The sequence below is a fragment of the Microbacterium terricola genome, from assembly GCF_027943945.1.
GTDB lineage: Bacteria > Actinomycetota > Actinomycetes > Actinomycetales > Microbacteriaceae > Microbacterium > Microbacterium terricola.
In genome coordinates, this window is sequence record NZ_AP027141.1 from 1,532,500 (window position 1) to 1,557,940 (window position 25,441).

29 protein-coding genes and 4 tRNA genes are annotated in these 25,441 nt (G+C 69.9%); 16 read left to right on the plus strand and 17 right to left on the minus strand.

The features are described 5' to 3' along the window. The 3 genes from Microterr_RS07180 to Microterr_RS07190 all read right to left on the minus strand — a co-directional run bounded on the left by Microterr_RS07180 (position 1) and on the right by Microterr_RS07190 (position 2,300). Positions 1-690 carry an ATP-dependent Clp protease proteolytic subunit gene (locus Microterr_RS07180; protein WP_263798653.1) on the minus strand — a complete coding sequence of 230 codons (690 nt, stop codon included), beginning with the start codon at positions 688-690 and terminating at the stop codon, positions 1-3. Positions 691-723: 33 nt separating this feature from the next. Further along, positions 724-2,154 carry a trigger factor gene (gene tig, locus Microterr_RS07185; RefSeq protein WP_263798652.1) on the minus strand — a complete coding sequence of 477 codons (1,431 nt, stop codon included), beginning with the start codon at positions 2,152-2,154 and terminating at the stop codon, positions 724-726. A 72-nt stretch (positions 2,155-2,226) separates the two neighbouring features. Continuing rightward, positions 2,227-2,300 (minus strand) — tRNA-Pro (locus tag Microterr_RS07190). A 140-nt stretch (positions 2,301-2,440) separates the two neighbouring features. On the opposite strand from Microterr_RS07190, the gene Microterr_RS07195 reads away from it, so the two are divergent. Both Microterr_RS07195 and Microterr_RS07200 read left to right on the plus strand, forming a co-directional pair. After that, a tRNA-Gly gene (locus Microterr_RS07195) sits at positions 2,441-2,511 on the plus strand. Between the two features lie 68 nt (positions 2,512-2,579). Continuing rightward, complete coding sequence (locus Microterr_RS07200) at positions 2,580-3,554, plus strand: zinc-binding dehydrogenase (RefSeq protein WP_263798651.1); 975 nt, start codon at positions 2,580-2,582, stop codon at positions 3,552-3,554. Positions 3,555-3,632: 78 nt separating this feature from the next. Here Microterr_RS07200 and Microterr_RS07205 read toward each other — a convergent pair whose 3' ends face one another. From Microterr_RS07205 to Microterr_RS07215, 3 genes are read right to left on the minus strand one after another with little or no spacing between them, the layout of a single operon-like run. Further along, positions 3,633-3,998, minus strand: coding sequence for a hypothetical protein (locus tag Microterr_RS07205; RefSeq protein WP_263798650.1), 366 nt, complete (start codon positions 3,996-3,998; stop codon positions 3,633-3,635). Positions 3,999-4,031: 33 nt separating this feature from the next. After that, positions 4,032-4,394 (minus strand): A1S_2505 family phage non-structural protein, encoded by a 363-nt coding sequence (locus tag Microterr_RS07210; RefSeq protein WP_263798649.1) that lies wholly within the window; start codon positions 4,392-4,394, stop codon positions 4,032-4,034. 1 nt (position 4,395) lies between these two features. Then, on the minus strand, positions 4,396-4,932 hold the full coding sequence (locus tag Microterr_RS07215; protein ID WP_263798648.1) for a gamma carbonic anhydrase family protein: 537 nt from the start codon (positions 4,930-4,932) through the stop codon (positions 4,396-4,398). A 110-nt stretch (positions 4,933-5,042) separates the two neighbouring features. On the opposite strand from Microterr_RS07215, the gene Microterr_RS07220 reads away from it, so the two are divergent. Further along, positions 5,043-5,528, plus strand: a complete 486-nt coding sequence (locus Microterr_RS07220; protein WP_263798647.1) for a Dps family protein — start codon at positions 5,043-5,045, stop codon at positions 5,526-5,528. A gap of 57 nt (positions 5,529-5,585) precedes the next feature. Here Microterr_RS07220 and Microterr_RS07225 read toward each other — a convergent pair whose 3' ends face one another. From Microterr_RS07225 to Microterr_RS07240, 4 genes are read right to left on the minus strand one after another with little or no spacing between them, the layout of a single operon-like run. Then, positions 5,586-7,085, minus strand: a complete 1,500-nt coding sequence (locus tag Microterr_RS07225) for an amidohydrolase (protein ID WP_263798646.1) — start codon at positions 7,083-7,085, stop codon at positions 5,586-5,588. Continuing rightward, on the minus strand, positions 7,082-7,720 hold the full coding sequence (locus Microterr_RS07230; protein ID WP_263798645.1) for an FMN-binding negative transcriptional regulator: 639 nt from the start codon (positions 7,718-7,720) through the stop codon (positions 7,082-7,084). Before Microterr_RS07230 ends, Microterr_RS07225 begins: the two co-directional genes overlap by 4 nt. Positions 7,721-7,732: 12 nt before the next feature. Continuing rightward, positions 7,733-8,728, minus strand: coding sequence for an Fpg/Nei family DNA glycosylase (locus Microterr_RS07235; RefSeq protein WP_263798644.1), 996 nt, complete (start codon positions 8,726-8,728; stop codon positions 7,733-7,735). Further along, complete coding sequence (locus Microterr_RS07240) at positions 8,728-9,273, minus strand: ribose-5-phosphate isomerase (RefSeq protein WP_263798643.1); 546 nt, start codon at positions 9,271-9,273, stop codon at positions 8,728-8,730. Before Microterr_RS07240 ends, Microterr_RS07235 begins: the two co-directional genes overlap by 1 nt. A 134-nt stretch (positions 9,274-9,407) precedes the next feature. Here Microterr_RS07240 and pepN point away from each other — a divergent pair, with 134 nt between their 5' ends. From pepN to Microterr_RS07260, 4 genes are read left to right on the plus strand one after another with little or no spacing between them, the layout of a single operon-like run. Beyond that, on the plus strand, positions 9,408-11,951 hold the full coding sequence (gene pepN, locus Microterr_RS07245; RefSeq protein WP_263798809.1) for an aminopeptidase N: 2,544 nt from the start codon (positions 9,408-9,410) through the stop codon (positions 11,949-11,951). A gap of 48 nt (positions 11,952-11,999) precedes the next feature. Then, on the plus strand, positions 12,000-13,109 hold the full coding sequence (locus tag Microterr_RS07250; RefSeq protein ID WP_404810198.1) for a mechanosensitive ion channel family protein: 1,110 nt from the start codon (positions 12,000-12,002) through the stop codon (positions 13,107-13,109). Continuing rightward, a complete protein-coding gene (locus Microterr_RS07255) occupies positions 13,106-13,570 on the plus strand; it encodes a globin (protein ID WP_263798641.1) in 465 nt (154 codons plus the stop codon). Before Microterr_RS07250 ends, Microterr_RS07255 begins: the two co-directional genes overlap by 4 nt. Then, a complete protein-coding gene (locus tag Microterr_RS07260) occupies positions 13,567-15,234 on the plus strand; it encodes an FAD-binding dehydrogenase (RefSeq protein ID WP_263798640.1) in 1,668 nt (555 codons plus the stop codon). Before Microterr_RS07255 ends, Microterr_RS07260 begins: the two co-directional genes overlap by 4 nt. Here Microterr_RS07260 and Microterr_RS07265 read toward each other — a convergent pair. Then, complete coding sequence (locus tag Microterr_RS07265) at positions 15,231-15,905, minus strand: DUF8185 domain-containing protein (protein ID WP_263798639.1); 675 nt, start codon at positions 15,903-15,905, stop codon at positions 15,231-15,233. The genes Microterr_RS07260 and Microterr_RS07265 overlap by 4 nt on opposite strands. An 18-nt stretch (positions 15,906-15,923) precedes the next feature. Here Microterr_RS07265 and Microterr_RS07270 point away from each other — a divergent pair, with 18 nt between their 5' ends. Beyond that, positions 15,924-16,814 (plus strand): acyl-CoA thioesterase, encoded by an 891-nt coding sequence (locus Microterr_RS07270; RefSeq protein ID WP_263798638.1) that lies wholly within the window; start codon positions 15,924-15,926, stop codon positions 16,812-16,814. 13 nt (positions 16,815-16,827) lie between these two features. On the opposite strand, the gene Microterr_RS07275 is transcribed toward Microterr_RS07270, so the two are convergent. The 4 genes from Microterr_RS07275 to ssb form a co-directional block, all read right to left on the minus strand. After that, positions 16,828-17,313, minus strand: coding sequence for an acyl-CoA thioesterase (locus tag Microterr_RS07275; RefSeq protein ID WP_263798637.1), 486 nt, complete (start codon positions 17,311-17,313; stop codon positions 16,828-16,830). Further along, positions 17,306-18,988 (minus strand): energy-dependent translational throttle protein EttA, encoded by a 1,683-nt coding sequence (gene ettA, locus Microterr_RS07280; protein ID WP_263798636.1) that lies wholly within the window; start codon positions 18,986-18,988, stop codon positions 17,306-17,308. Before ettA ends, Microterr_RS07275 begins: the two co-directional genes overlap by 8 nt. Positions 18,989-19,080: 92 nt before the next feature. Further along, positions 19,081-19,605 carry a DUF6993 domain-containing protein gene (locus tag Microterr_RS07285; protein WP_263798635.1) on the minus strand — a complete coding sequence of 175 codons (525 nt, stop codon included), beginning with the start codon at positions 19,603-19,605 and terminating at the stop codon, positions 19,081-19,083. 61 nt (positions 19,606-19,666) lie between these two features. Continuing rightward, positions 19,667-20,185 carry a single-stranded DNA-binding protein gene (ssb, locus tag Microterr_RS07290; RefSeq protein ID WP_263798634.1) on the minus strand — a complete coding sequence of 173 codons (519 nt, stop codon included), beginning with the start codon at positions 20,183-20,185 and terminating at the stop codon, positions 19,667-19,669. A 212-nt stretch (positions 20,186-20,397) separates the two neighbouring features. Between ssb and Microterr_RS07295 the strand changes: the two genes are divergently transcribed. Then, entirely contained in the window at positions 20,398-20,664 is a 267-nt protein-coding gene (locus Microterr_RS07295) for a hypothetical protein (protein WP_263798633.1), read from the plus strand. On the opposite strand, the gene yczR is transcribed toward Microterr_RS07295, so the two are convergent. After that, positions 20,665-22,089: a MocR-like transcription factor YczR gene (gene yczR / locus Microterr_RS07300; protein WP_263798632.1), complete on the minus strand. Its 1,425-nt coding sequence runs from the start codon at positions 22,087-22,089 to the stop codon at positions 20,665-20,667. A 62-nt stretch (positions 22,090-22,151) separates the two neighbouring features. Here yczR and yczE point away from each other — a divergent pair, with 62 nt between their 5' ends. Then, positions 22,152-22,769, plus strand: a complete 618-nt coding sequence (gene yczE, locus Microterr_RS07305; protein WP_263798631.1) for a membrane protein YczE — start codon at positions 22,152-22,154, stop codon at positions 22,767-22,769. Positions 22,770-22,773: 4 nt separating this feature from the next. On the opposite strand, the gene Microterr_RS07310 is transcribed toward yczE, so the two are convergent. Further along, positions 22,774-22,986, minus strand: coding sequence for a methyltransferase (locus tag Microterr_RS07310; protein WP_263798630.1), 213 nt, complete (start codon positions 22,984-22,986; stop codon positions 22,774-22,776). A gap of 106 nt (positions 22,987-23,092) precedes the next feature. Between Microterr_RS07310 and Microterr_RS07315 the strand changes: the two genes are divergently transcribed. From Microterr_RS07315 to Microterr_RS07340, 6 genes are all read left to right on the plus strand, one after another. Beyond that, a tRNA-Arg gene (locus Microterr_RS07315) sits at positions 23,093-23,165 on the plus strand. 372 nt (positions 23,166-23,537) lie between these two features. Further along, complete coding sequence (gene orn, locus Microterr_RS07320) at positions 23,538-24,164, plus strand: oligoribonuclease (protein ID WP_263798629.1); 627 nt, start codon at positions 23,538-23,540, stop codon at positions 24,162-24,164. Positions 24,165-24,200: 36 nt separating this feature from the next. Beyond that, a tRNA-His gene (locus Microterr_RS07325) sits at positions 24,201-24,276 on the plus strand. Positions 24,277-24,297: 21 nt separating this feature from the next. Beyond that, a complete protein-coding gene (locus Microterr_RS07330) occupies positions 24,298-24,648 on the plus strand; it encodes a metallopeptidase family protein (protein ID WP_263798808.1) in 351 nt (116 codons plus the stop codon). Next, positions 24,639-24,944, plus strand: a complete 306-nt coding sequence (gene clpS, locus Microterr_RS07335; protein WP_425560953.1) for an ATP-dependent Clp protease adapter ClpS — start codon at positions 24,639-24,641, stop codon at positions 24,942-24,944. Before Microterr_RS07330 ends, clpS begins: the two co-directional genes overlap by 10 nt. Next, positions 24,941-25,441 (plus strand): DUF2017 domain-containing protein, encoded by a 501-nt coding sequence (locus tag Microterr_RS07340; protein ID WP_263798627.1) that lies wholly within the window; start codon positions 24,941-24,943, stop codon positions 25,439-25,441. Before clpS ends, Microterr_RS07340 begins: the two co-directional genes overlap by 4 nt.

Here is a 25,441-nt window from a genome sequence, read left to right on the forward strand (position 1 = left end):
CTAGTTCGCGGTGCCGCCGCCGCCGACGACGTCCGTCGCCGACTCGCGGATGTGGTCGACGAAGCCGTACTCGAGCGCCTCGTCCGCCGAGAACCAGCGGTCGCGGTCGCCGTCTGCGTTGATCTGCTCGACCGACTTGCCGGTCTGCGCTGCGGTGATCTCGGCGAGGCGCTTCTTCATGTCGAGGATGAGCTGCGCCTGCGTCTGGATGTCGCTGGCCGTGCCGCCGAAGCCGCCGTGCGGCTGGTGCAGCAGGACGCGCGCGTTCGGGGTGATGTAGCGCTTGCCCTTCGTGCCGGCGGTCAGCAGCAACTGACCCATCGAGGCCGCCATGCCGATGCCCACCGTGACGATGTCGTTGGGGACGAACTGCATGGTGTCGTAGATCGCCATGCCCGCGGTGATCGAGCCACCGGGCGAGTTGATGTAGAGGTAGATGTCCTTCTGCGTGTCCTCGGCTGCGAGGAGCAGGATCTTGGCGCAGATCTCGTTCGCGTTCTCGTCGCGCACCTCCGAGCCCAGCCAGATGATGCGGTCCTTCAGCAGCCTGTCGAAGACGCTCGTCGCGACAAGGGGATCGGCCATGTTCACTCCTGATTCGGTGGTCGTGTTATCGAATCTACCGGCGCGCCGTCGGCGACCCGCCCGTGTTCGCCCTGGGCAAAGCGAAAGGGACGGATGCTGCTGCATCCGTCCCTTCCACGCGTGCGTGTCAGCGGGAGATTACTCGGCTGCCTCGTCCGCGTCGGCCTTCTTGGCCGGTGCCTTCTTCGCCGCAGGCTTCTTGGCAGGTGCCTTCTTGGCCGGTGCCTTCTTCGCGGGCTTCTCCTCGACGACCTCGTCCGCGGCGTCGGCCTCAGCGGCCTCGTCCTCGTCCTCGACGGCGGCGAAGCCGGTCAGGTCGACGGGCGCGCCGTTCGTGTCCACGACGGTCACCTTGCCGAGCGCGACGGCGAGGGCCTTGTTGCGGGCGACCTCGCCGATCATGGCGGGCAGCTGGTTCTGCTGCTGCAGCGCCTCGACGAACTCCTGCGGCGCCATGCCGTACTGCGCGGCCGACTGCACGAGGTACTGGGTCAGCTCATCCTGCGACACCTGGACGTTGGCCTTCTCGGCGATGGCGTCGAGCAGCATCTGCGTGCGGAACTGCTTCTCGCTCGCCTCGGTCACCTCGGCGCGGTGCGTGTCGTCCTCGAGACGACCCTCACCCTCGAGGTGCGCGTGGACCTCGTCCTCGACCAGCTGCGGCGGCACGGGGATGTCGGCCTTCTCGAGCAGCGTCTCGATCAGCTTGTCGCGCGCAGCCGACGCCTGGGTGAACGTGGACTGCTCGCCCACGCGCTCCTGCAGGCTCTCGCGCAGCTCGGCGATCGTGTCGAACTCGCTCGCGATCTGAGCGAAGTCGTCGTCGGCCTCGGGCAGCTCGCGCTCCTTGACGGCGGTGACGGTGACGGCCACCTCGGCCTCCTCGCCGGCGTGGTCGCCGCCGATGAGCTTCGAGCGGAACGTGGTGTCCTCACCCGCGGTGAGCGAGTCGATGGCCTCGTCGATGCCCTCGAGCAGCTCGCCCGAGCCGATCTCGTACGACACGCCCTCGGCGCGGTCGATCTCCGAACCGTCGATGGTCGCGACCAGGTTGAGCTCGACGAAGTCGCCGGTGGTGGCAGGACGGTCGACGGTCACGAGGGTGCCGAAGCGCGCGCGCAGGCGGTCGAGCTCGGCGTCGATGGCGGACTCGTCGACCTCGGCGGCCTCGACCTCGATGGTGGTGCCCTCGTAGGCGGGCAGGTCGAACTCGGGACGCACGTCGACCTCGACCTCGACCTTCAGGTCGCCGGAGAAGTCCTTCTCGTTCGGCCACTCGACGACATCGGCGCTCGGGCGACCGAGGACGCGCAGCTCGTTGGCGGCGACGGCGTCACGGTAGTAGCTGTCGAGGCCCTCGCTGACGGCGTGCTCGAGCACGACGCCGCGGCCGACACGCTGGTCGATGATCGGCGCGGGGACCTTGCCCTTGCGGAAGCCGGGGATCTGGACGTCCTGCGCGATGTGCTCGTACGCGTGCGCGAGGGCGGGCTTGAGCTCCTCGGGCGGGACCGTGATGTGCAGCTTGACCCGGGTCGGGCTGAGCTTCTCGACGGTGCTGTTGACCATGCCTTTTCGTTCTCCTTTTGCGCGACCACGCGCGCGGGAGCGCCGCGCGGTCTGGGTTCGTGGGGCCGACAGTCGGGGCGACAGGATTTGAACCTGCGACCTCCCGCTCCCAAAGCGGGCGCTCTACCAAGCTGAGCTACGCCCCGGGCGGGGGTGCGCACGCACGCGTGCGCCGATCGGCCCTGAGAAGTCTAGCCGACGCAGCCGTGAGACACCCGCACGGTGGACGGAAGCGCCGATGGCGTCCAGTAGACTGCTGGATGCTGCCGCCTGAACGGGCGACTGCGGGGATGTAGCTCAATGGTAGAGCCTCAGTCTTCCAAACTGATGGTGCGGGTTCGATTCCCGTCATCCCCTCTGCCCCATGAAACCCCTGCCCTGCAGGGGTTTCATGCGTTCCGGGGCCGATCGAAGGAGCACCATCCATGCGCGCACTCATCCACACCGCTTTCGGCGACCCGACGGAGGTCCTCGAGGTCGCGGAGCGTCCGCTCCCCGAGCCCGGTCCCGGACAGGTGCGGGTGCGGACGGTGCTCTCGCCCATCCACAACCACGACCTGTGGACGATCCGCGGGACGTACGGGTTCAAGCCCGAGCTGCCCGCGGCGTCGGGCACCGAGGCCGTCGGCGTGGTCGATGCCCTCGGCGAGGGTGTGGACGGACTCCAGGTGGGTCAGCGGGTCACCGGAGGAGCTTTCGGCGTGTGGGCCGAGTACTTCGTGGCGAAGGCGGCCGGGCTCCTGCCCGTCCCTGACGCGATCGACGACGAGACGGCCGCGCAGCTGGTCTCCATGCCGTTCAGCGCGCTCGCCCTGCTCGACTCGCTGGGCGTGCAGTCGGGCGACTGGATCGTGCAGAACACCGCCAACGGGGCCGTCGGCAAGCTGGTCGCGCAGTTCGCCCCTGCCCGCGGCGTCCGCGTGCTCGGGCTGGTGCGTCGGGACGCCGGCGTCGACGAGCTCGCCGCCCTCGGCATCGGCGACGTCGTGTCTACCGAGAGCGCCGGCTGGCGCGATCGTGCCGCTGAGATCCTCGACGGGGCTGAGCCGCGCGCGGCGGTCGACTCGGTCGGCGGGACGGCCGCCGGCGAGCTGCTGTCGCTGCTCGGCGAGGGCGGCACGCTCGTCTCGTTCGGGGCCATGGGCTCGGGAACGCTCCAGATCGCGTCGAGCGACCTCATCTTCAAGCAGGCGACCGTGAAGGGCTTCTGGGGAAGCACGGTGAGCAGGACGATGGATGCCGCCACGCGGGGAGCCCTCATCGGCGAGCTGTTCCAGCGGATCGGCTCGGGCGAGGTGAAGCTGCCCGTCGAGGCGGTGTTCCCGTTCGAGGACGCCCGCGCCGCTGCGGCCGCCAGCGCGGTGCCCGGACGCGCAGGGAAGATCCTGCTGCGCTTCTGAACTCGGCGCGCCTCAGACCTCGCCGAGCATCTCGACGAAGCTCTCGGGCAAGACCACGTCCTGCCCGCGCCGTATCTTCTAGCCCCGTCGCGACTGCTCGAGTCGCCGGGCGACCTCGTCGACACCGGCGAGCGCCACCGCGCCGACGGCACAGGTGACGCCGGCGGTGAAGGTGACCGCGGCCCAGACCATGAGATCGATCTTCGTCGAGACATCGCCGTAGCAGCTCCCGACCGCGGATACCTCGTCGTCACCTTCGGCGAACGCGATCCAGCCCTCGGATCCCGCGTCGCAGACGCCACCCACCGCGATGGCGAGGACAGCCGCGAGAGCGATCAGACCCATCGCAGAGAACGCCAGCACGTACAGGTGCCGCAGCGGCGCGCTCAGCGGGGAGGGAGTGCGAGGGTGGGCCGCCGCTGCGGGCTCAGGCATCGAGTTCATAGCCGGATCATAGATCCCAGAGCTCGTGGCGCCTCAGACCTCGCCGAGCACCCCGACGAAGCTGTCCGGGAGCACCACGTTCTCGCCCGCACCGGCGAAGAAGCCCGCGACCTGCTCCGCCGAATAGCCGGCGATCCCGCATCCGACCTCGGTGACGAGGAAGCGGAGCTCCGGATGCTGCGCCGCGAACGCCACGAACCGGTGCGCCTGCTCCTCGAACACCGTCAGACCCGACATCGTGTCGATGCCGTACGACTGCCCCTGCAGCCCCTCGGACTGCCCCCAGACCGCGCCGAAGCGGTCGTAGGCGAAGCGTGCCGCTCCCCCGCCGTGAGCGCCCGACGCGTTCGAGCCGAAGACGAACACCTCCCCCGGTGCGAGGGACTCGATGCGCATGTCAGACCTCCTGTGCCTCGGCGTGCACGGCAAGGTGCGCTCGATAGATCTCCGCGTTGCGGCGGATGCCCGCCTTCTCCTCGTCGCTGAGCGCGCGCCGCACCTTGGCCGGCACGCCCGCGACGAGGGAACCAGGAGGGATGACGGCGCCCTCGAGCACCACCGCTCCCCCGGCGACCAGACTGCCCGCACCGATGACCGCACCGGAGAGCACGACACTGCCCATGCCGATGAGGCATCCGTCCTCGATCGTGCAGCCGTGCACGACCGCGTTGTGCCCGATCGAGACGTCCGCTCCGATCGTGACCGGATGGCCACGGTCGACGTGCACCGACACGTTGTCCTGCACGTTGCTGCCTGGTCCCAGGGTGATGGTGTCGCTGTCGGCGCGGAGCACCGCGTTGTACCAGACGCTGGCGCCCTCGCTGAGGGTGACGGCGCCGACGACGCGCGCACCCGCCGCCACGAAGCTGGTCGGGTCGAGCACGGGGGTCCTGCCCGCGAGGGCGAGGACGGAGGCGCCGGGACTCACGGTCATGACGAGAGATTACCGCGGGCGCTTAGCCCAGCCTTCGCTTGCTTGCGGAATATCGGGGCCTGAGTACCGTTGGATTCCTAGGCACGTCGCTGCTGGATGGAGACAGAACCATGACGAAGAACCACACCATTTCCGCCACCGCCGCCGACCCGACCGTGGCTGCCGGAACCGCGCAGTTCCTCACCCCCGTCGTCCTCGGACTCCAGGCCCTCGTCGTCAACGGCAAGCAGGCCCACTGGAACGTCCGCGGCACCAACTTCCTCTCGATCCACGAGCTGCTCGACACGGTCGTGGACCACGCGCAGGCTGCCTCCGACGAGGCCGCGGAGCGCATCGTCGCCCTCGGTCTGCCGATCGACGCGCGCCTCGCGACGATCGCCCAGAAGGCGACGCCTTCGGCCATCGGCGCCGGGTTCACGCAGTGGGACGAGACGGTCCGCGACATCGTCGCCGACATCGACGTCATCCTCGTCGACGTGCAGGCGGCGATCGACGGACTCGACGAGATCGACCTCACCAGCCAGGACATCGTGATCGGCATCAAGGCCGGCCTCGAGAAGGACCGCTGGTTCCTCTCGGCGCACCTCGCCGAGTAGTCCGCGCTGACGACAAAGCCCCCCGGTGCACCCGGGGGGCTTCGTCGTGCCGGTCGGCTACGCGGCGTGCGTGACCCGGCCGCCGAGCAGGGTCGCGGTGACCTCCATGCCGCGCAGCGAGATCTCGTCGGCCGTGAGCGGATCTGCAGCGCACAGCGCCAGGTCCGCGATCGCCCCGGGCTCGATGCGCGCCCCGGATCGCGACCCTCCGCGGGTGGATGCCGCCAGTGCCGTGTCGATGGAGAGCCCCTGCTCCGGGTGCCAGGCGGGCCGTCCGTCGCGCGTGCGGAACACGGCGGCGGCCATCGCCGCCCACGGGTCGAGGGGCGAGACCGGCGCGTCCGAGCCGAACAGCAGGTTCGCCCCCGCGTCGGCGAGCATCCGCAGCGGGTACGGCACGGCGGTCTGCTCCGCCCAGATCGTGTCGGTGAGGTCGCGGTCGTCGACGGCGTGCTCCGGCTGCACGCTCGCGCCGACGCCGAGCCGAGCGAAGCGCGGGATGTCGGCGTGCGCGACCAGCTGCGCGTGCTCGATCGTGCCGGTCGCGCCGGTGACGCCGAAGGCGTCGAGCGCGTGCGAGTTCGCCACATCGCCGATCGCGTGGATGGCGCACGACAGCCCGTTCGCGGTCGCCCGCGTCATCAGCTCGAGCAGCTCGGCGGGCGGCACGGTCAGCATGCCGTGGTTGTGGGGGTCACCGGGGTACGGGTGCGAGCACGCCGCGGTGCGGGTGCCCAGCGATCCGTCGGTGATCACCTTGAGCGAGCCGACGCGCACCAGATCGGATGCCGTGGCCACCGCATCCCCCGAACGAAGGCCTTCGGCGATCGCCCGATCGAGCAGGTCGGGGTAGATCCCGAACTCGGCGCGCAGCGTGTCGAATCCGCCATCGAGCCGACGGCGCCACGCCGAGGCGTTCCAGGCCATGTCGAGGTCGACGAGCCCGACGATCCCGCGGGCCGCCGCATCCTGCGCCATCTCGGCGACGAGGCGGTCGCCGACCGCGGGTTCCACCTCGTTCAGCCGCCGCGAGATCTCGAATGCCGGCGCCTCGCGCAGCATCCCGTCCCCGACGGCGGGGTGGCCCTCTCGGCGCAGCGCTGCGCTGTTCAGCCAGACGCTGTGGACATCCGCGTTGATCAGATAGGTCGGCACCTCGCCGGTCGCGCCGTCGAGCAGATCGAGGCTCGGCGCGTCCGGCCAGAACGCGTCGCGGAATCCCGTGCCGATGCGGCGCCCGTCGGCGAGCAGGGGGGCGGTCGCCATGATCGACGCGGCCTCCGCCGCCGAGCGCGCGCCGCCGAGATCGGTCCGCTGCGCGACGAGGGCCCACTGCACGGTGTGCACATGGTGGTCCCACAGCCCGGGCACGAGCCAGGTGCCGTCGGCGTCGAGCACGGGACCGACGGGTTTCAGGGCGGCGGTGGGCGCGATGTCGGTGATCCGGCCGCCCGTGATGAAGATGTCGAAGAGTCCGTCATGCGGCAGCATCTCGCGGCCCGCACCGGCCACTCGGGCACCGCGGATCGTGCCGACCTGGTCGCCGATCGTCGTCATCGTGGGGTCACCCTCGCGTCGCGGGCCCGTGCCATCTCGGCGGCCAGGGCGGGATTCGGTGCGGAGCCGCCCTCGGAGAGCTCCATGATGATCGTGTCGACGACCTCGGGCGACTTGTTCTGACTGAGCTTCCGCTTGGCCACCACCCTGGTGGGAGTCAGGCGGAATCCGACGGTGCCCTTCTCCAGCCGGCGCACGAAGTCCGCGTCGTTCGGCCGCTCCCACAGCAGCCGCGGGTCCTCACGTCCGCTCTCGAAGTGCGCGACGAGACGGTCGAGCACGCGCAGGTTCTCCTCCGGTGAGAGGATCTCGGGCACGCCCGTCAGATGGGCTGACACGAAGTTCCACGTCGGCACGTTCGCTACCTCGCCGTACCAGCCGGGCGAGATGTAGCCGTGCGGGCCCTGCACGACCACGAGCAGCTCACGCTCCCCCAGCCCGTGGATCAGATCGTCGGGCTTGCCGACGTGCCCGACGATGGTGAGGTCGTCGCGGTCATCGTCGAGCAGGACGGCGTAGTGCGACGCGACGAGCCCTTCGGGCGTGCTGCTCACCAGCGTCACCCACGGATTCTGCGCGATGAGGCGGCGCAGCTCGGCGACGTCGGTCATCGCGAAACTCGGATTCTGGCGCATGATTCGTCTCCTTCAGCGCTGGCAGGACGGGCACCAGTACAGCTTGCGGGCGCCCATCTCCTCCAGCACGATCTGCGTGCCGCACACCCGGCACGGCAGCCCCGCGCGGTGGTAGACCCAGTGTCGGTCATCGCGGTGCGCCATCGCCTTGCGATAGTCGCCCGCCGACAGGCCGTCCATCGTCATCATCTGGCCCGTCTCGACGCCGATCGCCAGCAGACGCGTCCAGTCGCGCCAGAGCTCGCGCACGACCTCCTCCGGGACGTCACGGCCGGGCGTGTGCGGGTCGAGGCGGGCACGGAAGAGCAGCTCGGCGCGGTACACGTTCCCGATCCCGCTGACCACCGCCTGGTCCATCAGCAGCAGCCCGATCGGCGTGGGCTTGCGGCGCACGACCGCGGTGAAGCGCTCCTCGCCCTCGGCCAGGTCGTCGACGAGGGGGTCGGGTCCGAGCTTGGCGATGGTCGCGGCGACCTCATGAGGGCTCTGGAGCTGACACGCGGTCGGGCCGCGGAGGTCAGCGCACGTCTGCTCGGCGAGCAGGCGCAGACGCACCTGGCCGACCACCGGCGGCGGCCACTCGTCCGCGTCGTCCGCCAACCCGGTCGTCTGCTCCGACATGCGCACATGCACGCGGGTCCGGCGCGGTGCCCCGATCGAGGTCAGGGAGTTCTCCCCCGCCGCATCCATCACCCTGTCGATGTCGGTGCCGCGCTGGTTGGTCTGGCCCATGCGCCCGTTCGCGGATGCGATGGTCGGGTCCACCAGGATCTCGCCCGCGAAGTCCCACGCGCCGTACATGCCGAGGTGGATCCGCAGCCACAGGTCGCCGTCGAACGCGAGGAACATCTGCTTGCCGACGGCGCGCACCTCGACCGCCTCTCGGCCGTCGATGACGGCTGCGCCTTCGGCGAAGCGTCCCTGCGGTGAGGAGGCGCGGACGCTGCGCCCGACGAAGTTTCGGTCGAACTGACGGGCGATGCGGTGGACGGAGTGCCCCTCGGGCATCAGCCGGCTTCTGGATCGAACGAGCTGTCCGTCGCGGCCAGCACATCGGGCTGTCCGACGACGGCACGGGGGTCGGGCTCGAGGGAGCCATCGGTCTCGTACGCCGCGAGCTGCGCGATGCGCCGCACGTGCCGCTCGTCGCCGGTGAACGGCGTGGCGACGAACCGGTCGATGAACGCGGAGGCCTCGTCGAACGTGTGCTGGCGCGCGCCGATCGAGATCACGTTCGCGTCGTTGTGCTCGCGGGCGAGCTCAGCCGTGGCGATGCTCCACACCAGCGCCGCGCGGATGCCGGCCACCTTGTTCGCGGCGATCTGCTCACCGTTGCCGGAGCCGCCGAACACGACGCCGAGCGCGTCGAGACCGGCGGCCTGGTCGCGGGCGACGGCCTGCGCCGCGCGGATGCAGAATGCCGGGTAGTCGTCCTGCGCGTCGTACTCGACGGGACCGTGATCGATGACCTCGTGGCCCTGGGCGGCCAGGTGGTGCTGCAGCTGCGTCGAGAACTCGAGGCCCGCGTGATCGGTCGCGATGTGGATGCGCATGCTCCCATCCTAGGGATCGCGGCGGGTGCGCGATCCGTCGCCGCGGACGCGCACCGCGTAGGCTGGACGGGTTGTCGCCGACGCCATCCGCGCCGATCCGCGACCGCTTCGTCCTCACCCATGGGAGCAACGCAGTGCCTGGAGAGAACCTCACCCGCATCGAGGCGCAGGAGCGCCGCGCGATCGTCTCGACGGAGTCGTACGACGTCGTGCTGGATCTGACGAAGGGCGCCGAGGTCTTCGCCTCGCGCACGACGATCCACTTCTCCGCGACGCCTGGCGCGTCGACGTTCATCGACCTGATCGCCCGCGACGTGCGCGAGATCACCCTGAACGGCGTGTCGATCGATCCTGCGTCGGCCTTCGCCGACTCACGCATCGCCCTCGACGGCCTCGCCGAGCAGAACGAGCTCGTCGTCGACGCCGACTGCCTCTACACGAACACGGGTGAGGGCCTGCACCGCTTCGTCGATCCCGTCGACGACGAGGTCTACCTGTACTCCCAGTTCGAGGTGCCCGACTCGCGGCGCATGTACGCCGTGTTCGAGCAGCCCGACCTCAAGGCCACGTTCCGCTTCACGGTCACCGCACCGGCCGCATGGAAGGTCATCTCGAACTCGCCGACTCCGACCCCCGCGGTCGACGGCGACACCGCCACGTGGGCGTTCGAGCCCACTCCGGTCATCTCGTCGTACATCACGGCGCTCATCGCCGGCCCCTACGAGGCGACCTTCTCCGAGCTGACCAGCGCGTCGGGGCGCACCATCCCGCTCGGCGTCTACGGCCGCAAGAGCCTGTGGCAGTTCCTCGACGCCGACTACATCTTCGACAAGACGCGTGAGGGCTTCGCGTACTACGAGGAGAAGTTCGACTACCCGTACCCGTTCGCCAAGTACGACCAGCTGTTCGTGCCCGAGTTCAACGCCGGCGCCATGGAGAACGCGGGTGCGGTGACCTTCACCGAGACCTATGTGTTCCGCAGCAAGGTCACCGACGCGGTCAAGGAGCGTCGCGTCGTCACGATCCTGCACGAGCTGGCCCACATGTGGTTCGGCGACCTCGTCACGATGAAGTGGTGGAACGACCTCTGGCTGAACGAGTCGTTCGCCGAGTGGGCGTCCACGATCGCCACGGCAGAGGCCACCGAGTGGACCGAGGCGTGGACGACGTTCAACGCGATGGAGAAGACCTGGGCGTACCGCCAGGACCAGCTGCCGTCGACGCACCCGGTCGTCGCCGAGATCAACGACCTCGAGGACGTGCAGGTCAACTTCGACGGCATCACCTACGCGAAGGGCGGCTCGGTCCTCAAGCAGCTCGCCGCGTGGGTCGGCATCGAGCAGTTCTTCGCCGGCGTCTCGCAGTATTTCAAGAAGCACGCGTACTCGAACACCGAGCTCGGCGACCTGCTCGGCGAACTCGAGACCACGAGCGGCCGCGACCTCAGCGGCTGGTCGAAGAAGTGGCTCGAGACCGCGGGGGTCAACACGCTCGCCCCGGCGATCTCCGTGTCGGGCGACGGCACACTCACCCGGTTCGCGATCGTCCAGACGGCGCCGGCGGACTACCCGACGATCCGTCCGCACCGTCTCGGCGTCGGCTTCTACACCCTGTCCGGCCAGACGCTCGAGCGCAGCCACTACGTCGAGCTCGACGTTGACGGCGACCTCACCGAGGTGCCCGAGCTGAAGGGGCTCGCTCAGCCCGATCTGATCCTGCTCAACGACGAGGACCTCGCCTACGCGAAGATCCGCCTCGACGAGCGCTCCCTGCACACGGCTGTCGACCACCTCGCCGGCATCAGCGACCCGCTGGCGCGCTCGCTCGTCTGGGGCGCCGCCTGGGATCAGACGCGGGATGCTGAGGCCTCTGCGACCGCGTACCTCGACCTCGTGCTGCGCAACATCGGCACGGAGACCGAGTCGACGACGGTCCGCACGACCCTCGCCCAGCTGCAGCTCGCCGCGAACGCCTACGTCGACCCGGCCACGCGCGACCGGGCCCGCGCGAAGGTGGCCGACGGCCTGTGGGCCCTGGCGAATGCCGCAGCCCCCGGCAGCGACAGCCAGCTGCAGTTCGTGACGGCGTTCGCGTCCGCCGCATCGACGTCGGCGCACTGGGACACCGTCCGCCAGGTGCGCGACGGCGAGATCGCCTTCGACGGGCTCGCGATCGACACCGACCTGTCCTGGCAGCTGCTGGTCTCGCTCGCCGCGGGTGGACGCGTGAGCGCCGAGGACATCGACGCCGCGCTGGCCGCTGACAACACGGCCAAGGGCGGCGAGTTCGCGGCTCAGGCAAAGGCGGCGCTGCCGTCGGCGGCGGCGAAGCAGGCCGCGTGGGCGTCGCTGGTCGACCGCGACGACCTGCCGAACACGATCGTCCGCTCCGCCGCGCTCGGATTCACCCACCCCGCCGGTGTCGACCTGCTCGGCGAGTTCGTGCCGCGATACTTCGACATGCTGCTGCCGGTGTGGGAGTCGCGCAGCTACAAGATCGCCGAGTACCTCATCGCCGGGCTGTACCCGGCCGCGCTCGCGAACCGCGAGCTGCGTGACGCGACCCGCGCGTGGCTCGCCGCGAACGCGGACGCGCCCGCAGCCCTGCGACGCCTGGTGAACGAGAACCTCGCCGGTGTCGAGCGTGCGCTCGCGGTGCAGGAGCGCGACGCGCAGTAGCCCTCCCCTCACGCACAGCCGCACGACCAGAGGATCCGGACGATGGACATGTTCTTCGCAGAGACCGCGGACGGAGCCGACCCGACGTTCTGGGAGAGCGTCGGGTCGGTGCTGGTGCCCCTGGGATACAAGTCCCTCGGCGTCGCCGGCATCATCGTCGGCGCGTTCGTCGTCGCGTGGCTCCTCCGGCTGATCATCGCCCGCGTGGTGCGGCGCATCGTCAGTGGTGCGAAGTCCAAGGCCAACGTGGATGACACGCAGGCGCTGGATCGGTCGCCCTTGGCTGCAGTGCGGCTGGTCCAGCGCACACGCACGCTCGGCTCGATCCTGCAGAACATCGTGAACGTGACGATCGTCATCATCGCGCTCATCCTGATCGTCAACGTGATCGATCCGAGCGTGCTCGGCTCGTTCGCGCTGCTCAGCGCCGCCATCGGCGCGGGTCTCGGCTTCGGCGCGCAGAACATCGTCAAGGACGTGCTCAACGGGATCTTCATCGTCGCCGAGGACCAGGTGGGGATCGGCGACGTCGTCGACCTCGGATTGGCGACGGGTGTCGTCGAGTACGTCAGCGTGCGCATCACGCACGTGCGCGACGTGAACGGCACCCTCTGGTACGTCCGCAACGGCGAGATCACGCGGATCGGCAACATGTCGCAGGGCTGGGCCCGCGCCATCGTCGACCTCGCAGTGCCGGCGGACGCCCAGGTGGACGAGGTGGAGAAGGCGCTGCTGGCCGCAGCGGAGGGCCTCGCGGCCGATCCGAAGTGGCGCACCCGCGTCATCGAGAAGCCCGAGGTGTGGGGCCTCGAGTCCATCTCCGGCGACGCGTTGGTGATCCGCATCGTCGTGAAGACCAGGGCGAGCGCGAAGGACGACGTGGCGCGAGAGCTGCGGATGCGCCTCAAGCACGCCGTCGACGAGCTCGGGCTGACTCTGCCGGCCCTGAACTCGATCGTGCTCACCGGCATCGAGGGGGCGCAGCGCGTGCGCGGCGCGAACCCGCCGAAGACGAAGCCCACCCCCACCCAGGTGGCCGAACGCCCCGTGTGGAAGCCGAAGCGGACCCCGCGCAAGAAGCCGACGGATGCCGCCGCCACCGATGCGGGGAGTGGCACGCCGGGCCCGGGCGGGTCAGACGACGAGGGCACACCATGAGCGACGAGCCGCTCAGCTTCTACGACGAGGTCGGCGGCCACGACACCTTCGTGCGCCTGGTTGACGAGTTCTATCGCGGCGTCGCGGGCGACGAGGTGCTGAAGCCGATGTACCCCGAGGAGGACCTCGGGCCGGCACGTGAGCGCCTCACGATGTTCCTCGAGCAGTACTGGGGCGGACCAGCCACCTACAGCGAGCAGCGCGGGCATCCGCGGCTGCGGATGCGCCACCAGCCGTTCCACGTCAACCCGGACGCGCGCGACCGCTGGCTGCAGCACATGCGCGCCGCGGTCGACACGCTCGAGCTGCCGCCGCTGCATGAGGCCACGCTGTGGGATTATCTCCAGCGTGCCGCTTTCGCGATGGTGAACACCTTCGAACCCACCGGCATCGGTCCGGCCGCGCAGGGGCGCGCCGCCACCGACATCCCCCTCACCCCGACGACGAAGGAGTCGCCATGACCACAACCACCACCCACTCCGCCGATCTGCTCGTGATCGGATGGGGCCTGGCCGGTCTCGTCGCCGCAGGAGAAGCGGCAGCACTCGGCAAGAAGGTGGTGATCGTCGACCAGGAGCCCCGCACCAATCTGGGCGGTCAGGCCTGGTGGTCGTTCGGAGGGCTCTTCTTCATCGACTCTCCCGAGCAGCGCCGGCTGGGGATCAAGGACTCCCTCGATCTGGCGCGGCAGGACTGGTTCGGCAGCGCCGGGTTCGACCGTGAAGAGGATGCGTGGCCGCGCCGCTGGGCGGAGGCCTACCTGCAGTTCGCGCACACCGAGAAGCGGTCGTGGCTGCGCGAGCGCGGCGTCGGATTCTTCCCGATCGTGGGCTGGGCCGAGCGGGGCGGATACACCGCCATCGGGCCGGGCAACTCCGTGCCGCGCTTCCACGTGACGTGGGGCACCGGTCCGGGCGTCGTCGCGCCGTTCCAGGCGGCACTCGAGATCGCCGAGGCCGAGGGCAGGGTCACGATCCTGCCCCGCCACCGCGTGACCGCGCTCACGATGGTCGACGGGACGGTCACCGGCGCGGCCGGTGACGTGCTGGCGCCCTCCGGCGCGGTGCGCGGCGTCGCCACCTCCCGCGAGGTGGTCGGCGACTTCGAGGTCACCGCCGCCGCGACCGTCGTCTCCTCCGGCGGCATCGGCGGCAACCACACGATGGTCCGCCGGCAGTGGCCGGCTCGCCTCGGAGCTGCACCGGAGTCGATGATCACCGGCGTCCCGGCCTACGTCGACGGCTCCATGTATCCGGTCGCGGAGGCCGCCGGCGCCCGCTTCATCAATGGCGACCGCATGTGGCACTACGTCGAGGGCATCCAGAACTGGGACCCGGTCTGGCCTCAGCACGGCATCCGCATCCTTCCGGGTCCCTCGTCGGTGTGGCTCGACGCGACCGGCAAGCGTCTGCCCGTGCCGCTCTTCCCCGGGTACGACACGCTCGGCACGCTCGCCCACCTGCGGGAGACCGGCTACGACCACTCCTGGTTCGTGCTCTCCCAGAAGATCATCGAGAAGGAGTTCACGCTCTCGGGCAGCGAGCAGAACCCCGACCTGACCGGCAAGGACATGCAGCTGCTGATCAAGTCGCGCCTGGGCAAGGGCGCGTCCGGCCCGGTGCAGGCGTTCATGGACAACGGCGTCGACTTCGTCGTCCGCGACAATCTCGACGACCTCATCGCCGGCATGCGTGCACTCCCGGGCGGCGACGCCCTCGACGGCGAACTGGTGCGGCTCGAGGTCGAGGCCCGCGACCGCGAGGTGGACAACGATTTCACGAAGGACGCTCAGATCGCCATGCTGCGCTCCGCGCGGGCATTCCGGGGAGACAAGCTCATCCGCACGGCGACGCCGCATCGCATTCTCGACCCGAAGTCGGGACCGCTCATCGCCGTCAAGCTGCATGTTGTCACGCGCAAGTCGCTCGGCGGCATCGAGACCGATCTCGACGGCCGGGTGGTCGTCGACGGGGTCGAGCCGATCCCCGGCCTCTACGCGGCAGGCGAGGCGAGCGGCTTCGGCGGCGGCGGCGTGCACGGATACCGAGCGCTCGAGGGCACGTTCCTCGGAGGGTGCCTGTTCTCCGGGCGGACCGCCGGGCGCTCGGCCGCGCGCGCGATCTAGCCGGACGCGCCGGTCGCCCGCACGGCCGTCAGACCCACCCGCTGCGGTCCGCGGACGAGGACGTGGCCACGCGCCAGCGTGAGCCGCGTCCAGGCGCCCGAGGTCAGCACGCGCGCGTCCTCCTCGCCCGCGATGAAGCCCATCGTGAAGGCGGCGAACGCCGCGCCGAGCGGAAGCCCGTGGAGCTGCTCGTCGACCGCACCCCAGACATCCGCACGGATCACGCGAACCACGTCCTCGCCCGGATCGGCCGGCATGGCCTCGGCGACCATGGCGATGCCGAACTGGGCGCGCGCGGCGAGCAGCGACGCGGGCAGGGCGGCGCCCTGCGCCCACCCGCCCCGCGGCGGCGAGACGCCCGCCCACGCGGGCGACTGAGCGGTCTCCGGCAGCACGAGCGCAGCGGCGTCGTCGTCGGCGGGGGCCAGTGCGGATGCGTCGACCACGAGGTCGCAGACGAGCTCCGGGTCGACGTGCACCGCCCGCAGCGCGAGGACGGTGGGCGTGCTGTCGAACAGTCCGCGCGGGGCGAGCGGCGCCGCGGTCATCGCGAGCGTGCCGTGCTCTGCGCGGAGCCGCACCGCTCCGTCCCCGACGGTGCGGGCACGGCCGGCGAAGGTGAGGGCATCGGCGGCGGCTGCGGCATCGACGAAGATCAGGCGCTGAGACATCCGCCCTAAACTACCAAGGTGCACCCGTCACCCGAGCCAGAGGCCGACCCCGTCGCCGCACTACTGCAGGTCCTCGATCTCGCCGGCTCGGACGCGCGGACGACCGAGGACATCTTCACCGGCCGCTCGCAGGCGATGCCGCTGGGGCGCGTCTTCGGCGGGCAAGTGCTCGCGCAGGCGATCGTGGCCGCGGGCCGGACGACCCCGGAAGGACGCGCCGCGCACTCGATGCACGGCTACTTCCTGCGCCCGGGCGACTCGGCGATGGGCATCACCTTCGCCGTGGATCGCATCCATGACGGACGCTCGTTCTCGACCCGGCGCACGCAGGCGTTCCAGGACGGCGTGCCGATCTTCTCGATGATCGCGTCGTTCCAGGACGAGGATCCGGGGCTCGAGCACCATGAGCCCCTTCCCGATGGGATCCCCGCGCCCGAGGACCTGCCCGACTTCGAGCAGAACCTCACGGGTCTGCATCCCGTCTCCAAGCGCCTGTTCACCGATCGGCCAGCCGACCTGCGGCATGTGCCGTCGCCGATCTATCTCACCGTCGACGGCGATCGGCAGCCGCGCCAGGCGGTCTGGATGCGGATGCGACGACCGCTGCCCGATGACCCTGAGGTCCACCGCGCGACGCTCGCGTACCTGAGCGACCTCACCATCCAGGAGTCGATCCTGCGCGCGCACGGGATCGCCTGGACGACTCCCGGTCTGAAGGTCGCGAGCCTCGATCACGCCATGTGGTGGCATCGGCCCGCTCGTGTCGAGGACTGGATCCTGTACGTGCAGGAGTCCCCCAGTGCGCGGGGCGGCCGAGGTCTGGCGACCGGGCGCATCTACACGCGCGACGGCCAGCTGCTGGCCAGCGTCGCGCAGGAGATCATGGTCCGCATCCCCGACGCGGACTGAGGCCTCCCGGCCGTCAGCGCCGGTGGGCGTAGGCGAGGGGCTCGCCGAGGAACGGCTCCCACACGGCGCGCTCCTCCGGGGTGAGCCGCAGCGGCCGCCCGGAGGCGGCGTCCACCTTGACGACGACAGTGGTCGCCCTGGCGTACACGTCCTGTGTCCGCCCCTGCGCCGTCTCGAGCGGGCTGCACACCTCGTAGCAGACCTCGATGCTCGAGCCGCCGAGGCGGCTGAACCAGATCTGCACGTCGAGGGGATCGCGCTGATACGGCACCGGGGCGAGGTACTCGATCTCCTGGCGGGCGATCAGCGTGAGCACCCCGCTGGCGATCCCGGAGTCGAGCACCGCCGTCGGCGGAGCCGTCTCGCCGGGCAGCGGCTTCCAGAAGGCGCGCACGCGCGCCTCTTCGAGCAGCTTCAGCATCGACGTGTTGTTCACATGGTTGAACGCGTCGAGGTCGCCCCACCGCAGCGGGATCGGGATGTGGAGACGCTCAGTCACGCGTGAGCTTGCGGTAGGTGGAGCGGTGCGGCTTGGCCGCATCGGCGCCGAGGCGCGAGATCTTGTTCTCCTCGTATGCCTCGAAGTTGCCCTCGAACCAGTACCACTTGTCCGGCTCCTCTTCGGTGCCCTCATAGGCGAGGATGTGCGTCGCGATCCGGTCGAGGAACCACCGGTCGTGGGTGATGACCACCGCACAGCCGGGGAACTCGAGCAGTGCGTTCTCGAGGCTGCCGAGGGTCTCGACATCCAGGTCGTTGGTCGGTTCGTCGAGGAGCAGGAGGTTGCCGCCCTGCTTGAGCGTGAGGGCGAGGTTCAAGCGGTTGCGCTCTCCACCGGAGAGCACGCCCGCCTTCTTCTGCTGATCGGGCCCCTTGAAGCCGAACTGCGACACGTACGCGCGCGAGGGGATCTCGACCTTTCCGACCTGGATCCAGTCCAGGCCGTCGGACACGACCTCCCACAGGTTCTTGTTGGGGTCGATGCCGCCGCGGGTCTGGTCGACGTACGAGATCTCGACGGTCTCGCCGATCTTGACCTCGCCAGCGTCTGCCGGCTCGAGGCCGACGATCGTCTTGAAGAGCGTGGTCTTGCCCACGCCGTTCGGTCCGATGATGCCGACGATGCCGTTGCGGGGCAGGCTGAACGAGAGCCCGTCGATCAGGACGCGGTCGCCGAAGCCCTTCTTCAGGTTCTTCGTCTCGAGCACGAGCTGACCGAGGCGCGGCCCCGGCGGGATCTGGATCTCCTCGAAATCGAGCTTCCTGGTGCGCTCGGCCTCCGCTGCCATCTCCTCGTACCGGGCGAGGCGCGACTTCGACTTGGTCTGGCGGCCCTTGGCGTTGCTGCGCACCCACTCGAGCTCGGAGGCCAGCCGCTTGGCGAGCTTCGCGTCTTTCTTGCCCTGGACCTGCAGTCGCTCCTGCTTCTTCTCCAGGTAGGTCGAGTAGTTGCCCTCGTACGGGTAGAGGCGACCGCGGTCGACCTCGCAGATCCATTCCGCGACGTGGTCGAGGAAGTACCGGTCGTGCGTGACGGCCAGGACGGCGCCGGGGTACTTGGCGAGGTGCTGCTCGAGCCACAGGACGCTCTCGGCGTCGAGGTGGTTCGTGGGCTCGTCGAGCAGCAGCAGGTCGGGCTTCTGCAGCAGGAGCTTGCACAGCGCGACGCGGCGCTTCTCACCACCGGAGAGGTTGCCGACGATCGCCTCGGACGGAGGGGTGCGCAGGGCGTCCATCGCCTGCTCGAGCTGGGAGTCGAGGTCCCAGGCGTCAGCGGCGTCGATCTCCTCCTGGAGCGTCCCCATCTCGGCGAGGAGGGCATCGAAGTCCGCATCGGGGTCGGCCATCAGACCGGAGATCTCGTTGAAGCGGTCGAGCTTCCCCTTGATCGGCCCGACGCCCTGCTGCACGTTCTCGAGGACGGTCTTGTCCTCGTCGAGCTCGGGCTCCTGCATCAGGATGCCGACGCTGTAGCCGGGGCTGAGCTTGGCCTCACCGTTGGAGGGCTGGTCGAGTCCGGCCATGATCTTCAGGATCGTCGACTTGCCCGCCCCGTTGGGGCCGACCACGCCGATCTTCGCGCCGGGGAGGAACGCCATCGTGACATCGTCGAGGATGACCTTGTCGCCGACCGCCTTGCGGGCGCGGACCATCTGGTAGATATATTCGGCCATGAGCTCTGCGTTCTCCTCTTGCGCGACGACGTCAGCCTCCTAGCCTACCGTCGAGCAGCACCGCACTCCCCCGGCGCGGCCCGCGCCCGGCGTCACCAGTCGATGGGCCGCGTGTTGCCGACGAGACAGCCCCCGGCGTCGAGTCCTGGCAGGACGACGACCACGGGATCGCCCGTCGCCGGGCCGACCTGCCCGACCAGGCACTCGTCGCCCCACCGGACCGAGAACTGGATGCTCTCCGCCGGGTTGCCGACAGTGCTCTCGTCTTCGGTCACCTGCATCGCGGACTTGTCGAAGCCCGCGGCGATGAGCGCATCGATGTACGCACGGCCGGAGACCTTGTCGTCGGACGCCCAGACGTCTTCGACCACCTCGCTGAAGAGCGGCAGGTTGTCGTCGGCGCTTCCCTCGGGGACGAGGCCGACACCCGTGGGCGTCGGTGTCGGGGTGGCCGATGCCGTGGCGCTCCGCGTCGGAGTGGGCGTCGACGATGCCGTCGGGACGGGCTCGGCCGTCGGCGCGCAGGCGGTCAGAGCCAGCATCGAGACGAGCAGCAGCGCTCCGGGAAGACCCAAGCCGGCCCGCGCGGAACGTCGGGCTTCGGATCGGCGGGGCACGCCTCGAGTCTAGGCCCCGCCGATCCACCGACAGCCCGCGCCGCCGGCCGGCCCGCCCAGCTCAGATGTAGGCCGGCTCGGCCGGCGCCGGGGCGTCGGACTGCTCCTCCGCGGATTCCCCGGCCGGCGCGCCTCCCGCCTGCTCGCCCGCGGGCGCGCCCCAATCGCCGGGGGCGGCCGACGGCCACTCGGCCTCGGGCGCGGGCTGGGCGTCCTCACGCGACGCCGCATCCTTCGTGAAGCGCGATGTGCCCCACAGCAGGTCGTGGCCGATCGCATCCACGTCGATCTCGACGCTCGTGCCGCGCTTCTCGCCGGCCTCCCAGTTGCGCACCCTGAGCTTGCCGGTCAGGATCACGCGGTCACCCTTGTGGAGCGACCCGTGGACGTGCTCCCCCAGCCCTCGATAGGCCGACGCCGAGAACCAGTTGGTGCTGGCGTCGGCCCAGGCGCCGGTCGCCTTGTCCTGGCGGCGCTGCGTGCAGGCGACGCGGAACGAGGTGACGACCACCCCGGTCGGCATCCTCCGGTACTGCGGCTCGGTCGCGACGTTGCCGACGACCGTGATCGTGTCGAACATGTCCATCCCCTCTCCGGGGCGGAGACCTTCTCCGCCCCGCGCCGGTGCCCGGGTGCCCACCGGACACCGGCGCCATGAGAAAGCGTTGTCGCGCACGACCGGGCGCGGCCGCACGGCGGGCGGATCCGGGGAGGGGGCCGCGGGATGGACGCCTGGGGAGGAGGCTTCGTGATGTCGGTGGTCGTACCTATCTTCGAAACAGAGGAGGAACCATGGCACAGCTCACCGTGCGGTTCGACAGCAACGAGGCCCCCGTCGTCACGGGTGGCCGGCCCGTCACACTCGCGGCCGCAGGCCCGCAGCTGTGGCGGGTGATCGACTCCGCGCAGCGCGTGCTCGGGCACATCCAGCGCGCACCCGGACCATCGGGGGCGCGCTACCGGGCGCGGCGCTTCCACTCCGGTGTGCGCGCCTTCATCGAGCTCGGCGAGTTCTGGTCGGCCGATGACGCCGTCGACTGCCTGCGCTACGCCCGGTGATCAGACCACGGCATCGTAGAGCTCGCGCGCGTGCCCGGGGGTGCCTGCCCGCGCGTCCCGCCAGCTGTCCGCGAGGATGTCCACGGCGCGCCGAAGGTCGTCGACGGGCGCGGTGAACGGCAGGCGGAGGTGCCGCTCGTACCCGCCGTCGACCGAGAACCGCGGTCCGGCCGACAACAGGAGACCCCGCGTTCGCGCCGACATCACCAGTGCGGAGCTGAGCGGTGCGTCGAGCTCGATCCAGAACGAGACCCCGCCGTGTGTCGGCGGCACCTGCCACTCCGGCATCGCCTCGGCCACCGCGTCGCCGAGTGCGTCGCGGCCCAGCCGCAGCAGCTCCGAGCGCTGGGCGACGATGCCCTGGTGCTGGGCGAGGAGCAGCGCGGCGACGGACTGCTCGAACTCCGGTGTGCCGAGTTCGTGAGCCGACCGGGCAGCCAGGAGGCGGCGGATGAGGTCGGCGTCCGCGCGGATCCACCCCACGCGGAGGCCGCCCCACACGGTCTTGCCGAGGGAGCCGATGCGGACGACGAGAGTGGGATCACCCGACAGGAACCCCGGTTCCCGTGGACCGCGGTCGATGTCGAGGTCGGCCGTCGTCTCATCGATCACCAGCAGCGACCCCGCGCGCTCACCGGCCCGGAGGAACGTCTCGCGCTCCTGCGCCGACATCGACCTTCCCGTCGGGTTGTGGAAATCGGGCATCAGGTAGGCCAGCACCGGCAGGGTGCGGGCGAACGCCTGCTCTGCGCGGTCGAGGTCCCAGCCGGATCCCGTCGTCACCGGAACGCCGACGAGGCGCGCGCCGGCGCGGCGCAGGGCCTCCGCGGCGTGCGGGTACGTCGGGGACTCGATGAGCGCCCGGTCGCCGCGGCCGAGGAGCACTGACGCGATCAGGTGGATCGCGCTCTGCGCTCCCGTGGTCACCATCACCTCGCCGGGCGTCGTCGGGATCCCGCGCGCGCAGTACTGGGCGGCGATCGCTTCGCGCAGGGCGGCATTGCCGTAGACGTCGTACCCCACCCGCGAGACGAGGGAGGTCGCGGAGGCGGCAGCATCCGTGATCACGCCCGCGAGGCCCGGCCACGCGGACGGGCTCGCCTGCTGCAGGTCGATCGCGTCGGGGTCGGAGACCGTGCGGCCCTGGTCGCGCGAGCGCAGCGGCAGTGTCACGCTGCCCGAGCCGCGCAGGCTCGCGATGTGCCCGGTGTCGCGGAGGCTGCGATACGCGGCCGCGACCGTGCTGCGGCTCAGCCCCAGCGCCGCGGCGAGCTCACGTTCGGCCGGGAGGGCGGTGCGGGGCGCCAGCCGGTTGTCGAGGCAGAGGAGACGCACCCCGTCCGCGAGCGCCTCGTACGCCGGCTCGCGCGTGCGCCAGCCACCGAGGGCCGCAGAGAGTGCGCGGGCCGAGATCCGGGAGTCCATGCACGCCACCCTACGCAGATTGGACTGCATGGACAAAGCCAATTGTGCGCTGAAATGGACCCATGACACGACGCGTGATCCAGCTCATCGTCGGGCTCGTCCTCTACGGCGTCGGCTGCGCTCTGACCGTCGAGGCCGGACTCGGCGTCGACCCGTGGACCGTCCTCGCCCAGGGGCTCTCGATCCACACCGGAATCGGGATCGGCTGGATCGCGAACATCCTGGGCTTCTTCGTCCTGCTGCTGTGGATCCCGCTGCGTCAGAAGCCCGGGATCGGCACGATCGCGAACATCCTCCTCGTCGGAACGAGCATGCAGGTCGCGCTCGACGTGCTCTCCCCCGCGCGAGGACTCCTTCCGCAGCTGGCCACATTGCTCGCGGGAATCGGCCTTGTCGCGCTCGCGTCGGGGCTGTACATCGGGGCGCGGTTCGGGCCGGGGCCCCGGGACGGACTGATGACCGGTCTGCACGGTCGTCTGGGCTGGCCGATCTGGCTGTGCCGTGCCCTCGTCGAACTCACGGTTCTCGCGATCGGCTGGGTGCTGGGCGGCACCGTCGGCATCGGCACCGTCCTGTTCGCGGCGCTGATCGGACCGCTCGTCCACCTCGCTCTGCCGCCGCTGGACACCGCGCGCGCCCGCACGCGCCCGCGGGCAGAGCCCGCAGAGTCCGCGGTCTGACGCCTCAGTGCTCCCGGAACTGCGGCCAGTCGCTGCCGGGTGCCAGCCGTGAGTGGAGTGCGTTCTTCGCGATCTCCATGGTCGGGAACGTGCCGGCTGATTCGTCGGCGCCCGCCATCGTGACGGTGTAGCCCTCGTCGCCCTTGCGGATCGTGCCGACGACACCCGAGGTCGCGTACGCGACCCAGAGCGGGTGGTGGGTCTCGGTTGTGCTCATCGTGGAACTCCTTCCGACGAGGACGACGCTACGCCGCGACGCGCTGTGATGCCAGTATTCGCGGGATGAGTCAGGCGGATGTCGACGCTAGGCTGGAACCGTCCTTCCCTCCGTAGCTCAGGGGACAGAGCGAGCGGTTTCTACCCGCTGGGTCGGGGGTTCGAATCCTCCCGGAGGGGCGTGCCGTCGTCATGTTTGCGTGCAGCGGCCCTGGTCTTGTCGACGCCGCAATCGACGCAACCGGTGCGAAACCGAGCCGCGATCATCTCGCGCATCTGCGCTCTCCGGCGCAGCGCCGTGCGGCGGACGTTGAGAAGGTGGCGTTCGCGATTCTCTTGATAGTGGGCCGCCTGGCATCGGCGACAGTATGAATGAAATCCGTCGCTGTTGGCCCCACACCGATTGAACTGGGAGACGGGGAGGTCCTGCTTGCACCGGTAGCAGCCCTTGGTCGCGTTCAACGTTCCCCCTCGAGGTGCTGTTCGCCCAGTCTCCACGGTGCCTCCGACACCGCGCACGGCCGTGTCCGGGCGCGTCAGTAGGATGGAGCCATGGTGGGGGCAACAGAAAACGACCGACTCGTGTGGATCGACTGCGAGATGACGGGGCTCGATCTCGATGCCGACGAACTCGTCGAGATCGCGGTCGTGGTGACCGACTTCGAGCTGCGCCCCCTCGACCCCGGGTTCCAGATCGTGATCAAGCCCGACGCATCCGCGCTGGAGCATATGAACGACTTCGTCACGGCGATGCACGAGAAGTCGGGTCTTCTGGCTGAGATCCCAGGCGGCGTGAGCGTGGCCGAGGCGGAGTTCGAGGCGCTGCAGTACATCCAGCGCTTCGTCCCCCTGCAGGGCAAAGCGCCGCTGGCGGGCAACACGATCGGCACCGACCGCATGTTCCTCGCGAAGTACATGCCGCGCATCGACCGCTGGCTGCACTACCGCAACGTCGATGTCTCCAGCGTGAAAGAGCTCTCGCGCCGCTGGTACCCGCGCGCCTACATCCACGCTCCCAAGAAGGACGGAGGACATCGGGCCCTCGCCGACATCCTCGAATCCATCCAGGAGCTCGCCTACTATCGCGCCGCCGTCTTCGTCGCCGAACCGGGTCCGACGAGCGACGACGCGAAGGCCGCGGCCGCCTCCACGGTGGCGTCGTTCTCTCCGCGAGTGTGAGAGAATAGTCGGGTTGTCCGCTCCGGTGGGCACATGGTGGGTATAGCTCAGTTGGTAGAGCGCGGCCTTGTGGTGGCCGATGTCGCGGGTTCGAGCCCCGTTACTCACCCCAAATGACGAGGTCATGGCACACATGATTCAGATGGATGCTGAGACGTTCGAGTCTCTGGTCGTCTCCGAGCTCGATCGGCTCCCGGACGACATGGTCGAAGGTCTCGACAATATCGTGTTCGTCGTCGAGGATCGCCCGGACGACGGCAGCCTCGATCTCCTCGGCCTCTACGACGGCTGGGCGCTCACGGAGCGCGATCGCTACGGCGTCGGCGAGCTGCCCGACCGCATCCTGGTCTATCGAGAGCCCCACCTCGCCGCGTGCGAGACTCTCGACGAGCTCCGTGACGAGATCCACACCACGCTCGTCCACGAGATCGCGCACTTCTACGGCATCGATGATGACCGGCTGCACGAGCTCGGGTGGGCATGATGCCGGTCGCCTCTCCCCGCATCGACGAGGACCTCGGTCTGAGGGAGACACCCGACCCATCCACGCCCTGGCAGACGGTGGTGTGGAACGATCCGGTCAATCTGATGAGCTACGTGTCGCACGTGTTCCGGGAGTACTTCGGCTACGACCGCCCGCACGCCGAGCGGCTGATGCTCGCGGTCCATCACGAGGGCCACGCCGTCGTGGCGGAGGGCCCCCGGGAGCAGATGGAACTGCACACCCGCGCAATGCACGAGTACGGCCTCTGGGCCACCGTCCGGAAGGCGCCGTCATGAGCACCCCTCCCCCCGTGGTGCTCGAGCTGTCGAGGTTGGAGGCGACGCACCTCAGCGGACTGGTGGGTCAGTTCGCCGAGCTGCTCGCCGGTGCGGCTGCCTCCGATCGCCGCGACCCCGCCTTCGAGCGGCTCTCGCCCGATGCCTATCCCGACGACCCGGAGGCAGGGCGCGAGTTCCGCGCACTCACCGAGGGCGATCTGCGCGATGGGCGGATCGCTGACGCGGCGCTGGTGCAGCAGTCGCTGGCCGACGCCGCGGATCTGAACGATGTCGAGCAGGACGACCCCCGACTGCTCGAGGAGCGCTCCATCGTGCTGGACCCCGATGGAGTGCGGGCGTGGCTGCGCACCCTCGCCGCCATCAGACTCGTCCTCGCCACGCGACTGGGCATCGACGAAGACGACCACCACGCGGACGGCGACCCCCGGTTCGGGATCTACGACTGGGTGGGGTATCGGCTCGACGGCCTGGTTCGCGCGATCGACCGCCCGTAG

Coding starts and splice junctions, on each gene's coding strand:
- Microterr_RS07240 (WP_263798643.1), bottom strand. CDS start 9,273: ATGCGCATCCACATCGCGACCGATCACGCGGGCCTCGAGTTCTCGACG.
- Microterr_RS07250 (WP_404810198.1), top strand. CDS start 12,000: ATGTTCTTCGCAGAGACCGCGGACGGAGCCGACCCGACGTTCTGGGAG.
- Microterr_RS07210 (WP_263798649.1), bottom strand. CDS start 4,394: ATGCGCATCGAGTCCCTCGCACCGGGGGAGGTGTTCGTCTTCGGCTCG.
- Microterr_RS07180 (WP_263798653.1), bottom strand. CDS start 690: ATGCAGCAGCATCCGTCCCTTTCGCTTTGCCCAGGGCGAACACGGGCG.
- Microterr_RS07260 (WP_263798640.1), top strand. CDS start 13,567: ATGACCACAACCACCACCCACTCCGCCGATCTGCTCGTGATCGGATGG.
- yczE (WP_263798631.1), top strand. CDS start 22,152: ATGACACGACGCGTGATCCAGCTCATCGTCGGGCTCGTCCTCTACGGC.
- Microterr_RS07330 (WP_263798808.1), top strand. CDS start 24,298: ATGATTCAGATGGATGCTGAGACGTTCGAGTCTCTGGTCGTCTCCGAG.
- Microterr_RS07230 (WP_263798645.1), bottom strand. CDS start 7,720: ATGCGCCAGAATCCGAGTTTCGCGATGACCGACGTCGCCGAGCTGCGC.
- Microterr_RS07295 (WP_263798633.1), top strand. CDS start 20,398: ATGGCACAGCTCACCGTGCGGTTCGACAGCAACGAGGCCCCCGTCGTC.
- ssb (WP_263798634.1), bottom strand. CDS start 20,185: ATGTTCGACACGATCACGGTCGTCGGCAACGTCGCGACCGAGCCGCAG.
- Microterr_RS07310 (WP_263798630.1), bottom strand. CDS start 22,986: ATGAGCACAACCGAGACCCACCACCCGCTCTGGGTCGCGTACGCGACC.
- yczR (WP_263798632.1), bottom strand. CDS start 22,089: ATGGACTCCCGGATCTCGGCCCGCGCACTCTCTGCGGCCCTCGGTGGC.
- Microterr_RS07200 (WP_263798651.1), top strand. CDS start 2,580: ATGCGCGCACTCATCCACACCGCTTTCGGCGACCCGACGGAGGTCCTC.
- Microterr_RS07265 (WP_263798639.1), bottom strand. CDS start 15,905: ATGTCTCAGCGCCTGATCTTCGTCGATGCCGCAGCCGCCGCCGATGCC.
- Microterr_RS07225 (WP_263798646.1), bottom strand. CDS start 7,085: ATGACGACGATCGGCGACCAGGTCGGCACGATCCGCGGTGCCCGAGTG.
- tig (WP_263798652.1), bottom strand. CDS start 2,154: ATGGTCAACAGCACCGTCGAGAAGCTCAGCCCGACCCGGGTCAAGCTG.
- Microterr_RS07220 (WP_263798647.1), top strand. CDS start 5,043: ATGACGAAGAACCACACCATTTCCGCCACCGCCGCCGACCCGACCGTG.
- Microterr_RS07215 (WP_263798648.1), bottom strand. CDS start 4,932: ATGACCGTGAGTCCCGGCGCCTCCGTCCTCGCCCTCGCGGGCAGGACC.
- Microterr_RS07340 (WP_263798627.1), top strand. CDS start 24,941: ATGAGCACCCCTCCCCCCGTGGTGCTCGAGCTGTCGAGGTTGGAGGCG.
- Microterr_RS07235 (WP_263798644.1), bottom strand. CDS start 8,728: ATGCCCGAGGGGCACTCCGTCCACCGCATCGCCCGTCAGTTCGACCGA.
- Microterr_RS07205 (WP_263798650.1), bottom strand. CDS start 3,998: ATGAACTCGATGCCTGAGCCCGCAGCGGCGGCCCACCCTCGCACTCCC.
- Microterr_RS07255 (WP_263798641.1), top strand. CDS start 13,106: ATGAGCGACGAGCCGCTCAGCTTCTACGACGAGGTCGGCGGCCACGAC.
- ettA (WP_263798636.1), bottom strand. CDS start 18,988: ATGGCCGAATATATCTACCAGATGGTCCGCGCCCGCAAGGCGGTCGGC.
- orn (WP_263798629.1), top strand. CDS start 23,538: ATGGTGGGGGCAACAGAAAACGACCGACTCGTGTGGATCGACTGCGAG.